At 71.6% G+C, this 12,215-nt stretch carries 14 protein-coding genes; 13 read left to right on the plus strand and 1 reads right to left on the minus strand.

Annotation, left to right across the window (positions count from 1 at the left end):
- Nucleotides 1–171 precede the first annotated feature (171 nt).
- From FHS34_RS31125 to FHS34_RS31180, 13 genes are all read left to right on the plus strand, one after another.
- On the plus strand, nt 172–1,503 hold the full coding sequence (locus tag FHS34_RS31125; protein WP_184971611.1) for a hypothetical protein: 1,332 nt from the start codon (nt 172–174) through the stop codon (nt 1,501–1,503).
- A gap of 60 nt (nt 1,504–1,563) precedes the next feature.
- Nucleotides 1,564–2,136, plus strand: a complete 573-nt coding sequence (locus FHS34_RS31130; protein ID WP_184971613.1) for a GNAT family N-acetyltransferase — start codon at nt 1,564–1,566, stop codon at nt 2,134–2,136.
- Nucleotides 2,137–2,264: 128 nt separating this feature from the next.
- On the plus strand, nt 2,265–2,348 hold the full coding sequence (locus FHS34_RS43870; protein WP_309474722.1) for a putative leader peptide: 84 nt from the start codon (nt 2,265–2,267) through the stop codon (nt 2,346–2,348).
- 125 nt (nt 2,349–2,473) lie between these two features.
- Nucleotides 2,474–4,174: a nitrite/sulfite reductase gene (locus FHS34_RS31135; RefSeq protein WP_184971615.1), complete on the plus strand. Its 1,701-nt coding sequence runs from the start codon at nt 2,474–2,476 to the stop codon at nt 4,172–4,174.
- Complete coding sequence (locus FHS34_RS31140) at nt 4,171–4,353, plus strand: hypothetical protein (protein ID WP_184971617.1); 183 nt, start codon at nt 4,171–4,173, stop codon at nt 4,351–4,353. The genes FHS34_RS31135 and FHS34_RS31140 overlap by 4 nt, the downstream gene beginning before the upstream one ends.
- Entirely contained in the window at nt 4,350–5,060 is a 711-nt protein-coding gene (locus tag FHS34_RS31145) for a phosphoadenylyl-sulfate reductase (RefSeq protein ID WP_184971619.1), read from the plus strand. The genes FHS34_RS31140 and FHS34_RS31145 overlap by 4 nt, the downstream gene beginning before the upstream one ends.
- A 26-nt stretch (nt 5,061–5,086) precedes the next feature.
- A complete protein-coding gene (cysC, locus tag FHS34_RS31150) occupies nt 5,087–5,623 on the plus strand; it encodes an adenylyl-sulfate kinase (protein WP_308288321.1) in 537 nt (178 codons plus the stop codon).
- Entirely contained in the window at nt 5,620–6,555 is a 936-nt protein-coding gene (gene cysD, locus FHS34_RS31155; RefSeq protein ID WP_184971624.1) for a sulfate adenylyltransferase subunit CysD, read from the plus strand. Before cysC ends, cysD begins: the two co-directional genes overlap by 4 nt.
- Nucleotides 6,556–6,557: 2 nt before the next feature.
- Nucleotides 6,558–7,892 carry a sulfate adenylyltransferase subunit 1 gene (locus FHS34_RS31160; protein ID WP_184971626.1) on the plus strand — a complete coding sequence of 445 codons (1,335 nt, stop codon included), beginning with the start codon at nt 6,558–6,560 and terminating at the stop codon, nt 7,890–7,892.
- A 222-nt stretch (nt 7,893–8,114) separates the two neighbouring features.
- On the plus strand, nt 8,115–9,224 hold the full coding sequence (locus FHS34_RS31165; RefSeq protein WP_184971628.1) for an aliphatic sulfonate ABC transporter substrate-binding protein: 1,110 nt from the start codon (nt 8,115–8,117) through the stop codon (nt 9,222–9,224).
- A gap of 11 nt (nt 9,225–9,235) precedes the next feature.
- The gene (locus FHS34_RS31170; protein ID WP_184971630.1) at nt 9,236–10,039 is read left to right on the plus strand and encodes an ABC transporter ATP-binding protein; all 804 of its coding nucleotides are present in this window, start codon (nt 9,236–9,238) and stop codon (nt 10,037–10,039) included.
- Nucleotides 10,026–10,907 (plus strand): ABC transporter permease, encoded by an 882-nt coding sequence (locus FHS34_RS31175; RefSeq protein WP_184971632.1) that lies wholly within the window; start codon nt 10,026–10,028, stop codon nt 10,905–10,907. The genes FHS34_RS31170 and FHS34_RS31175 overlap by 14 nt, the downstream gene beginning before the upstream one ends.
- Before the next feature lies 1 nt (nt 10,908).
- Nucleotides 10,909–11,646 carry a sirohydrochlorin chelatase gene (locus tag FHS34_RS31180; protein WP_184971634.1) on the plus strand — a complete coding sequence of 246 codons (738 nt, stop codon included), beginning with the start codon at nt 10,909–10,911 and terminating at the stop codon, nt 11,644–11,646.
- Nucleotides 11,647–11,877: 231 nt separating this feature from the next.
- Here FHS34_RS31180 and FHS34_RS31185 read toward each other — a convergent pair whose 3' ends face one another.
- Entirely contained in the window at nt 11,878–12,198 is a 321-nt protein-coding gene (locus FHS34_RS31185; protein WP_184971636.1) for a hypothetical protein, read from the minus strand.
- Between the last annotated feature and the right edge of the window lie 17 nt (nt 12,199–12,215).

Raw genomic sequence — 12,215 nt, forward strand, 5'->3', positions numbered from 1 at the left:
CCCCGGGCGCCCCGCCCGCCCCGGCCGCGGCCGCACGTCTTCCGCCCGTCTGCGGGGACCTGCCCCTGTCCGGCCCGTTCCTGCCGTAGCATCCCGTACGGGCCGCCCCACCTGTTCCTCGCGTCAACGTACGGACCGAGAGGCGCAGTTGGCCCGCCCTCTGGAGGAGAGATGAAGCATCGCGGCAGACACCGCCGGCGCAGACGGGGCGCGGCACTGCGCGCCGTCCTGGCCGGTACCGCGCTGGCGCTCACCGCCGCCGCCACGCTGATCAGCGCCTCCCAGGCCGGGGTCACGGAGGACCCGGGCGCGCTCAAGCCGCTGACCTCCCCGGCGGACACCGGCCGGCTGCGGCTCCAGGAGCACATGGCCCCCGCCCGCGCGCTGGACCGGCTCGCCGGCGCGATGGGCCGTCCGGTCGGCGTGGACACCGTGCTGCAGAGCGCCGACCGCAGCCTGCGCGCGGCCGCCGACTGCTCCGCCGACGACCGGGCGTCCCTGCCCGTCGATCCGGCCGCCGCCCGCGCGTACTGCTGGGATCCGGCCGACACCGCCGCCGACGCCTGGCGGCCCGCCTCGGTGACCGCCTCCGGGGACGCCGACGGCGACGTCCCGGGCACGCACCGGGTGGTCCTCGCCGGCTGGACCCACAGCACCACCACCGGCCGCCCCGGCGAGCGGGGCCTCGCGCGGGTCGCGTTCGTCGACGCGGACGATCCCGCGCACCTCGACTACCGGTGGGTCCTGCTGGTGGTGCCGGTCGACGGCGGCCGGGACTACCGGGGCCTGGCCTCCGGTGTCTCCGGCATGGTCCGGTACCGGGACAAGCTGCTGGTCACCACGACCGCCGGCAGCGCCGACGCGCTGTACGTCTACGACCTCGACCGCATCCAGCGCACCACGGTCGACGCACCCGCGATCGGCCGGGTGCCCGGCGGCTGGTCCGCCGACGGCTACGGGTTCGTGCTGCCCGCGGTCGGCTCCTACCGCTTCACCTCCGGCCGCTGCGCCCCCTCGGGACCGCCCTGCCCCGGCGCGCTCGCCGTGGACCGCGGTACGGCATCCGGCAGCCTGGTCGCCGCGGAGTGGACCGCGCCGGGCGAGGACCGGCGCGCCCGGCTGTGGCGGTACGCCTTCAGCACCGATCCGGCGCGCCCCGGACCGCTCGCCACGGACGCCGCAGGGCGGGCGGACGCGGTGGAGGCGTACGGGACGCGGGCGTCCGGGATCCGGGGCGTGCTGTCGTACCGGAGGGCCGGGGCGGACCGGCCGTCCTGGTATGTGGGACGGCTGCCGGATGCGGGGGGCGGTCACGGCGGACTGTGGCGGCAGAACACCGCGGACGCCCGGGCGGTCCACTGCGGCGCCGACGCCTCGGACCGCTGCTGGGCCCGGGAGGCGGGCTCCCTCTCCTACCGGGAGGAGACCGGGGAGGTCTGGTCCCTCTCGGACCGCATGCTGTTCACGCTGCCCCTGGCCGATCTCGACCGTTCCCTGGACTGAGGGCCCGGGCGTGACCCGGTCGATCGACAGAGCGGGCGGCGGGATGGTTCCCTGGCCCGCATGAGCAGCGTCCCTGTCACCACCTGGTCCCTCGAGCAGACCTCCCCGGCCGATCTCCTGCCCGCCGCCGCCCCCGACGGCGAGGTCCGGATCGTCCGCGCCGAGGTGCCCTCCCCCGAGTTCAGCCGGTTCCTGTACGCCTCGGTCGGCGGCGACATCCGCTGGACCGACCGGCTGGGCTGGACGTACGCGCGGTGGCAGGAGTTCCTGGACCGGCCCGGTGTGGAGACCTGGGTGGCCTACGACCGGGGCACCCCGGCCGGCTATGCCGAGCTGGAGCCGCAGGACGCGGGGGTGGTCGAGATCGTCTACTTCGGCCTGGTCCCCGCCTTCCGCGGCCGGCGCATCGGCGGCCACCTGCTGTCGTACGGCACGGCCCGCGCCTGGGACCTGGCCGAGCGCTGGCCCGGACTGACGCCGACCAAGCGGGTGTGGCTGCACACGTGCAGCAAGGACGGCGAGCACGCGATGGCCAACTACCAGCGGCGCGGCTTCACCCTGTTCGACACCAAGGTGGAGCCGGAGCCCGAGGTGGCGACGCCCGGGCCGTGGCCCGGGGCATACCCCGCCTGAACCGCCGGGGACAACCCTCCCGGCACCGCATGTGAGCGACGACACCCTTGTTCCACACTTCGGGACAAGGGCGTCCGCATGATGGACGAAGCTGGACTGTGTCCAGATCGCCGTGACACGCTTCCGTCATGTCTGGAACTGGAATTGCCTTGGTGAGTCGGCGGCACGTCGACCTCGGCCGCATGTCCAGCGCCATCTGTCCGGTGAGCTGACGCCCCCAGCACCGCCGCGCCCCCCGCACCCCATTCCTCTTGCGCGATGACGCGCACGCCTGCCAGCGTGCGCGCTTCTGTGCAGGTCAGAGCTGATTCCCATCGGTCCCGAAGGACGTAGAACCATGGCCGCCAACCCGCAGAACCCCGCTGCCTCCGCGCCCCGCCGCAAGGTGAGCCGTCACCGCGGCGAGGGCCAGTGGGCCGCCGGCCACTTCACGCCCCTCAACGGCAACGAGCAGTTCAAGAAGGACGACGACGGTCTCAATGTGCGGACACGCATTGAGACGATCTACTCCAAGCGCGGGTTCGACTCGATCGACCCGAACGACCTGCGCGGCCGGATGCGCTGGTGGGGGCTCTACACCCAGCGCAAGCCCGGGATCGACGGCGGCAAGACCGCGATCCTGGAGCCGGAGGAGCTGGACGACAGCTACTTCATGCTGCGGGTCCGCATCGACGGCGGGGCGCTGACCACCCGACAGCTGCGGGTGATCGGCGAGATCTCGCAGGAGTTCGCGCGCGGCACCGCGGACATCACCGACCGGCAGAACGTCCAGTACCACTGGATCCGGATCGAGGACGTGCCCGAGATCTGGAACCGGCTGGAGGCCGTCGGCCTGTCCACGGTCACCGCCTGCGGTGACACCCCGCGTGTGATGATCGGCTCCCCGGTGGCGGGCATCGCCGAGGACGAGATCATCGACGCCACGCCGGCGCTGGAGGAGATGAAGCGCCGTGTCCTGAACAACCCGGCGTACTCGAACCTCCCGCGCAAGTTCAAGACGGCCATCTCGGGATCGCCGCTGCTCGACGTCGTGCACGAGATCAACGACGTCGCGTTCGTCGGCGTACGGCACCCCGAGCACGGGCCGGGCTTCGACGTGTGGGTCGGCGGCGGCCTGTCCACCAACCCCAAGCTCGGCGTGCGGCTGGGCACCTGGGTGCCGATCGACGAGGTCCCGGACGTCTACGAGGGCGTCATCTCCATCTTCCGTGACTACGGCTACCGCCGGCTGCGCAACCGGGCCCGGCTGAAGTTCCTGGTCGCCGACTGGGGCCCGGAGAAGTTCCGCCAGGTGCTGGAGGACGAGTACCTGGGCGGGCGCAGGCTGATCGACGGACCCGCCCCCGAGCAGCCCGTCCAGCAGTGGCGCGACCACATCGGTGTGCACCGGCAGCAGGACGGCCGCTTCTACGTCGGCTTCGCGCCGCGGGTCGGCCGGGTCGACGGCGCCACGCTGACGAAGGTCGCCGACCTCGCCGAGGCGCACGGCTCGGGCCGGGTCCGCACCACGGTCGAGCAGAAGATGATCGTCCTCGATGTCGAGCAGGACCAGGTCGACGCGCTGGTCGAGGGTCTGGAGGCGCTGGACCTCACCGCCCGGCCGTCCTCCTTCCGGCGCGGCACCATGGCCTGCACCGGCATCGAGTTCTGCAAGCTCGCCATCGTGGAGACCAAGCAGCGCGGATCGCAGCTCATCGACGAACTCGAGCGCCGCCTGCCGGACTTCGACGAGCCGATCACCATCAACCTGAACGGCTGCCCGAACGCCTGCGCCCGCATCCAGGTCGCGGACATCGGCCTCAAGGGCCAGCTGGTCCTCGACGACCAGGGCCGGCAGGTCGAGGGCTACCAGGTGCACCTCGGCGGCGCGCTCGGTCTGGAGGCGGCCTTCGGCCGCAAGGTGCGCGGTCTGAAGGTGACCTCCGACGAACTGCCCGACTACATCGAGCGGGTACTGAAGCGCTTCCAGGCGGAGCGCGAGGACGGCGAGCGGTTCGCCACCTGGGCCGCGCGTGCCTCCGAGGAGGCGCTGTCGTGAGCGAGCGTGCCGCGCCGTTCCACTGCCCCTACTGCGGCGACGAGGACCTGCGTCCGAACGAGCAGGGCCACGGCGCCTGGGAGTGCGGGGCGTGCAACCGCGCCTTCCAGCTGAAGTTCCTGGGTCTGCTGGCCCGGGGGCTGAAGCGAGCCGACGACGGAGGGGACGAGCGAATATGACGACCGCTCAGGAAGAGCGTACGACCGACGAGTTGAAGGCGCTCGCCGAGCAGGCGGGCCGCGATCTGGAGGACGCCTCCGCGCTGGAGATCCTCCAGTGGGCGGTGGACACCTTCGGCAGCAAGTTCTGCGTCACCTCCTCCATGGAGGACGCCGTGGTCGCCCACCTCGCCTCGCGGGTGCTGAAGGGCGTGGACGTCGTCTTCCTGGACACCGGCTACCACTTCCCGGAGACCATCGGCACCCGGGACGCCGTGGAGGCCGTGATGGACGTCAACGTCATCACCCTCACGCCCCGGCAGACGGTCGCCGAGCAGGACGCGGAGCACGGCCCGAAGCTGCACGACCGAGACCCGGACCTGTGCTGCGCGCTGCGCAAGGTGCGGCCGCTGGAAGAAGGCCTCAAGGACTACCGGGCGTGGGCGACGGGCCTGCGCCGCGACGAGTCCCCGACCCGGGCGAACACCCCGGTCGTCGGCTGGGACGAGAAGCGGCGGAAGGTCAAGATCTCCCCGATCGCCCGCTGGACCCAGGACGACGTGGACGCGTACGTCACCGAACACGGCGTGCTCACCAACCCGCTGCTGATGGACGGCTACGCCTCCGTCGGCTGCGCCCCGTGCACCCGCAGGGTCCTGGAGGGCGAGGACGCGCGGGCGGGCCGCTGGGCCGGCCGCGCCAAGACCGAGTGCGGGCTGCACGGATGACGAACGACCAGATTCAGGAGAACGACGTGACGACCGGAGCCACCGTCTGGCTCACGGGTCTGCCGAGCGCCGGCAAGACCACCATCGCGTACGGGCTGGCGGACCGGCTGCGCGCCGAGGGCCACCGCGTCGAGGTGCTCGACGGCGACGAGATCCGCGAGTTCATCTCGGCCGGCCTCGGCTTCTCCCGCGAGGACCGGCACACCAACGTGCAGCGCATCGGCTTCGTGGCCGAACTGCTGGCCCGCAACGGCGTCAAGGCGCTGGTGCCGGTGATCGCGCCGTACACGGACAGCCGGGACGCGGTCCGCAAGCGGCACGAGGAGAACGGGACGCCGTACCTGGAGATCCATGTGGCGACCCCGGTCGAGGTGTGCAGCGTGCGCGATGTGAAGGGGCTGTACGCCAAGCAGGCCGCGGGTGAGCTGACCGGGCTCACCGGCGTCGACGACCCGTACGAGGAGCCGGAGACGCCCGATCTGCGGATCGAGTCGCAGCACCAGACGGTCCAGGAATCCGCGGCGTCGGTGTACGCGCTGCTGAGCGAGAGGGGACTGGCATGACCACGGTCGTCAAGGCGGAGGACGGCACGGAGAGCCCGTACGCCCTGTCGCACCTGGACGCGCTGGAGTCGGAGGCGGTGCACATCTTCCGCGAGGTGGCGGGCGAGTTCGAGAACCCGGTGATCCTGTTCTCCGGGGGCAAGGACTCCATCGTCATGCTGCACCTCGCGCTGAAGGCGTTCGCCCCGGCGGCGGTGCCCTTCTCCCTGCTGCATGTGGACACCGGACACAACTTCCCCGAGGTTCTTGAGTACCGCGACCGTGTGGCCGCCGCACATGGGCTGCGCCTCCATGTGGCCTCCGTCCAGGACTACATCGACCGCGGTGTGCTCAGGGAGCGTCCCGACGGCACCCGCAACCCGCTCCAGACCCTCCCGCTGACGGAGAAGATCCAGAGCGAGAGGTTCGACGCGGTCTTCGGCGGCGGCCGCCGCGACGAGGAGAAGGCCCGCGCCAAGGAGCGCGTCTTCTCGCTGCGCGACGAGTTCTCCCAGTGGGACCCGCGCCGTCAGCGCCCCGAGCTGTGGAACCTGTACAACGGCCGCCACGCCCCCGGCGAGCACGTCCGCGTCTTCCCGCTGTCCAACTGGACCGAGCTGGACGTCTGGCAGTACATCGCCCGTGAGGACATCGAGCTGCCGCAGATCTACTACGCGCACGAGCGCGAGGTGTTCCGGCGCAGCGGCATGTGGCTGACCGCCGGCGAGTGGGGCGGCGCGAAGGACGACGAGACCGTCGAGAAGCGGCAGGTGCGCTACCGCACCGTCGGCGACATGTCCTGCACCGGTGCCGTCGACTCCGACGCCGACACGATCGAGAAGGTCATCGCCGAGATCGCCGCGTCCCGGCTCACCGAGCGCGGCGCCACCCGCGCCGACGACAAGCTCTCCGAGGCCGCGATGGAAGACCGCAAGCGCGAGGGGTACTTCTAAGCATGAGCACGACCACGACCGAGGCGCTCTCGGCCACCACTCTGCTGCGGTTCGCCACCGCCGGCTCCGTCGACGACGGCAAGTCCACCCTCGTCGGGCGGCTGCTGCACGACTCCAAGTCGGTCCTCGTCGACCAGCTGGAGGCCGTGGAGCGCGCCTCCGCCAACCGCGGCCAGGACGCCCCGGACCTCGCCCTGCTCACCGACGGCCTGCGCGCCGAGCGGGAACAGGGCATCACGATCGACGTGGCGTACCGGTACTTCGCCACTCCCCGGCGCCGGTTCATCCTGGCCGACACCCCGGGCCATGTGCAGTACACCCGCAACATGGTCACCGGCGCCTCCACCGCCGAGCTCACCGTCATCCTGGTCGACGCCCGCAACGGCGTGGTCGAGCAGACCCGCCGGCACGCGGCCATCGCGGCCCTGCTGCGCGTCCCGCACGTCGTCCTCGCCGTGAACAAGATGGACCTCGTCGGATACGAGGAGCACGTCTTCGCCGCCATCGCCGAGGAGTTCACGGCGTACGCGACCGAGCTGGGCGTCCCCGAGGTGACCGCCGTCCCGATCTCGGCACTGGCCGGTGACAACGTGGTGGAACCGTCGGCGAACATGGACTGGTACGGCGGTCCGACCGTGCTGGAGCACCTGGAGACCGTGCCGGTCAGCCACGACCTGGCGCACTGCCACGCGCGGCTGCCCGTGCAGTACGTGATCCGGCCGCAGACCGCCGAGCACCCGGACTACCGGGGTTACGCGGGCCAGATCGCGGCCGGCACCTTCCGGGTCGGCGAGCAGGTCACCGTCCTGCCCTCCGGGCGGACCACGCGGGTCGCGGGCATCGACCTGCTGGGCGAGCCGGTCGACGTCGCGTGGACGGCGCAGTCGGTGACGCTCCTGCTGGAGGACGACATCGACGTCTCGCGCGGTGACCTGATCGTGCCGACGAAGGACGCCCCGGCCACCACACAGGACGTGGAGGCGACCGTCTGCCATGTCGCCGACGCCCCGCTCACCGTCGGCCACCGGGTGCTGCTCAAGCACGGCACGCGCACGGTCAAGGCGATCGTGCGGGACATCCCGTCCCGCCTCACGCTCGACGACCTCTCCCTGCACCCGCACCCGGGGCAGCTCGTCGCCAACGACATCGGCCGGGTGAAGATCCGGACCGCCGAGCCGCTCCCGGTCGACTCCTACTCCGACTCGCGCCGCACGGGCTCCTTCATCCTGATCGATCCCGCCGACGGCACCACGCTCACCGCGGGCATGGTCGGCGAGTCGTTCGCGTCCCCCGAGCCCGTCAAGGACGAGGCCGAAGACGACGGATGGGACTTCTGAGCATGAACTCCACGGACTTTTACGCCACGTTCGCGAAGGAGGGCGGCCGCGTAGGCAGCGGTGCGCTCGGCAGCGGGCAGGGCGGAGTGGCGCGATGTGCGTGCTGACGTACGCGCACTGCCTGCGCGCCCTCACCCCCCACCGCCGTAAACGCAGACCTGCCGATCTCCCGGCCACGGCCTGAAACCCGTGACCGCCGGGCCAACGAGAGGAAACCCTCCCGTGCCTGCCAACCGCTCCACCGTGCTCCGCCGCGGCGTGGCCGCGCTCGCCGCGCTCCCGCTGCTCACCCTCGCCGCCTGCGGCTACGGCTCCGAGGCCAAGAGCGACGGTGCCGCCAAGATCGCCGACGGGGCCGAGAAGACCGACGGCCTCGACTCCGTCAAGATCGGCTACTTCGGGAACCTGACCCACGGCACCGCCCTGGTCGGTGTCCAGAAGGGCTTCTTCCAGAAGGAACTGGGCGCCACCAAGGTCCGGCCCGCGATCTTCAACGCGGGTCCGTCCGAGATCGAGGCCCTCAACTCCGGCTCCATCGACATCGGCTGGATCGGCCCGTCCCCGTCGATCAACGGCTACACCAAGTCGAACGGCAAGAGCCTGAAGATCATCGGTGGTTCGGCGTCCGGCGGTGTGAAGCTGGTCGTGAACCCGAAGAAGATCACCTCCCTCAAGGATGTCGAGGGCAAGCGGATCGCCACCCCCCAGCTGGGCAACACGCAGGACGTGGCGTTCCTCAACTGGGCCGCCGAACAGGGCTGGGACGTGGACGCGCAGAGCGGCAAGGGTGACGTCACGGTCGTCCGCAGCGACAACAAGGTGACGCCGGACGCCTTCAAGGCCGGTTCGGTCGACGGCGCCTGGGTGCCGGAGCCGACCGCGTCCAAGCTGATCGCCGAGGGCGGCAAGGTGCTGCTGGACGAGTCCACGCTGTGGCCGGACAAGAAGTTCGTGATCACGAACATCATCGTGCGGCAGGCCTTCCTCAAGGAGCACCCGAAGGCCGTCGAGGCGGTGCTGCGGGCCTCGGTCGAGGCCAACAAGTGGATCAACGCCCACCCGGACGAGGCGAAGGCGGCGGCGAACAAGCAGCTGGAGGCGGACTCCGGGAAGGCGCTGCCGGCCGGCGTCCTCGACCCGGCCTGGAAGTCCATCCAGTTCACCGACGACCCGCTGGCGGCCACCCTCGGCACCGAGGCGGCGCACGCGGTCAAGGCCGGTCTGCTGGAGAAGCCGAACCTCAAGGGCATCTACGACCTGACGATCCTCAACAAGGTCCTCAAGTCCCAGGGCGCGACCCCGGTCGACGCCGCCGGCCTCGGCACCAGCTGACCCAAGCCCCGATGAGTTCCCAGGAGGTGACGACCATGGCCCCGACTCTCACCAAGGCCGCTCCGTCGGTCGAGTACGCCGCACGCCTCGAGCATGTCTCGAAGTCCTTCACCGGACCGGCCGGGCAGCAGCTCGTCCTGGACGACATCAGCCTCGATGTCGCGCCCGGCGAGTTCGTCACCCTCCTGGGGGCCTCGGGCTGCGGCAAGTCGACGTTGCTGAACCTGGTGGCGGGCCTCGACCTGCCCACCGCCGGGTCCATCAGCACCGACGGCCGGCCCGCCCTGATGTTCCAGGAACACGCGCTCTTCCCGTGGCTGACCGCGGGCAAGAACATCGAACTCGCCCTGAAACTGCGGGGGGTGCCCAAGCCCGAGCGGCGCGACAAGGCCGAGGAGCTGCTGGAACTCGTCCGGCTCAAGGGCGCGCACGGCAAGCGCGTCCACGAGCTGTCGGGCGGTATGCGCCAGCGCGTGGCGCTGGCGCGCGCGCTCGCCCAGGAGAGCGGCCTGCTCCTGATGGACGAGCCGTTCGCGGCGCTGGACGCCATCACCCGGGACGTGCTGCACGACGAGCTGACCCGGATCTGGGCCGAGACCGGCCTGTCCGTGCTGTTCGTGACGCACAACGTGCGCGAGGCGGTTCGGCTGGCGCAGCGTGTCGTCCTGCTGTCCTCCCGCCCGGGCCGGGTGGCCCGCGAGTGGGAGGTCGAGATTCCGCAGCCGCGCCGCATCGAGGACGCTCCGGTGGCGGAGCTGTCCCTCGAGATCACCGAAGTACTGCGTGGGGAGATCCGCCGCCATGGCCAGCACTGAGACGACGACCGCCCCCACGACGGGGAGCGTGGAGGCGGGCCTCGACGCGCTGGAGACCGCGCAGTCGGGACGTACGCCGCTGCGCAGGACCCTCGTCGACAAGATCGTGCCGCCGATCACCGCGATCGTCGTGGTGCTGGTGGTCTGGCAGGGCCTGATCAGCCTGAAGATCGTCGACGACCCGACGAAGCTGCCCTCGCCGTCGGCGGTCTGGGACGCCTTCCGCAACGACTGGGTGGAGGGCAAGCTCCTCGGCTACATCTGGACCAGTGTCTCGCGCGGTCTGCTCGGCTTCGGCCTCGCGCTGCTGATCGGCACCCCGCTGGGCCTGCTGGTGGGGCGGGTGCGGTTCGTGCGCGCGGCCATCGGCCCGATCCTGTCCGGTCTGCAGTCGCTGCCGTCGGTGGCGTGGGTGCCGCCCGCGGTGGTGTGGTTCGGCCTGAACAACTCGATGATGTACACGGTGATCCTGCTCGGCGCCGTACCGTCGATCGCCAACGGTCTGGTGTCCGGCGTGGACCAGGTGCCGCCGCTGTTCCTGCGCGCGGGCCGCACCATGGGCGCGACCGGTCTGAAGGGCACCTGGCACGTCACCCTGCCGGCCGCGCTGCCCGGCTATGTGGCGGGCATGAAGCAGGGCTGGGCCTTCTCCTGGCGTTCGCTGATGGCCGCGGAGATCATCGCCCAGTTCCCCGACCTGGGCGTGGGCCTGGGCCAGCTGCTGGAGAACGGGCGCACCGCCAGCGACATGGCCATGGTGTTCGAGGCGATCCTGCTCATCCTGTTCGTCGGTATCGCCATCGACCTGCTGATCTTCAGCCCGCTGGAGCGGTGGGTGCTGCGCAGCCGCGGCCTGCTGGTGAGCTGACATGCGCGGCCCGGTCCTTCTCGTCATCGCCCACGGCAGCCGTGATCCGCGGCATGCGGCGACCGTGCACGGTCTCGTGGAGCGGGTGCGGTCGCTGCGGCCGGGCCTGCGGGTGGAGACCGGCTTCCTGGACTTCAACGTCCCGTCGGTGCACGGCGTCCTGGAGTCGCTGGCGGCGGAGGGCGTGCGGGACGTCGTCGCCCTGCCGCTGCTGCTGACCCGCGCGTTCCACGCCAAGGCCGACATCCCGGCCGTGCTGCGGGACGCCCCGGCGCGGCTGCGGATCCGGCAGGCGGATGTGCTCGGCCCGTCCCCGCTGCTGCTGGCCGCGCTGGAACGGCGCCTGTTCGAAGCGGGGTTGACGCCCGCCGACAAGTCCTCGACCGGGGTCGTGCTGGCCTCGGCGGGGTCCTCCGACCCGGAGGCGATCGCGGTGATCGCAAGAATCGCGCGGGAGTGGTGGCACACCGGTTGGTGTGCCGTGCGGCCCGCGTTCGCCTCCGCATCTCTGCCGCGCACCGAGGACGCGGTGCGCGAACTGCGGCGGCTCGGCTGCGAGCGGGTCGCCGTGGCGCCCTATGTGCTCGCTCCGGGCTTCCTGCCGGACCGCATCGCGAGCGGCGCTGCCGGGGCGGATGTGCTGGCCGAGGTGCTGGGTGCGGCACCTGAGGTCGCGCGGCTGCTGCTGGAGCGGTACGACGGGGCCCGGCGGCCGGCGCTTGCGGCACTGGGCGCGTGACCGGCTGCCCCTACCTGCCCGTCGTACCGTGACGGACCGCCCGTGTCCGCCCGTCGTACCGTGACCGGCTGCCCGTCACCGCCCGCCGTACGGGTGTGTCCCGTGGCGGTGGACCGCCGCCGCGGGGCGCCGGGCGTGCGGGGCCCGGCGGGTGCGGCCGCAGCGGCTGTCGGTGACCGCTTCCCCGGTTTCAGGGGCTGCGGCGTCCCGCGGTGGCGGGCCTCCGGCCGCTCACAGGCCGAGTGCGGTGGTGAGGTGCCGGGTGTAGGCGAGGCTGCCGGTGCCGGCCGACGCCGCGATGGCGATGATCTCCAGCGCGGAGCGGATCCGGCCCCGGTTGGGCGGCAGCCCGTCCTCGGCGGACTGTGCCAGCTCACCCTGGATGATCTCGCCGCTGTTCACGAGCTGCGGATACTCGGCGCGCAGCGTCTCGGTGAGCCGGTCGGCGACGTCCATGAGCGCCTCCAGGTCCAAGGTCGCATAGGTGCTCCGCCGCCGTCCGCCGCCGTGTTCGGCGGGGCCGTTGACGTCTCCGAAGGGGTAGGTGCTCATTCCTGTCCTCGCTTCTG

The organism is Streptomyces echinatus (assembly GCF_014203595.1).
Classification (GTDB): Bacteria; Actinomycetota; Actinomycetes; order Streptomycetales; family Streptomycetaceae; genus Streptomyces; species Streptomyces echinatus.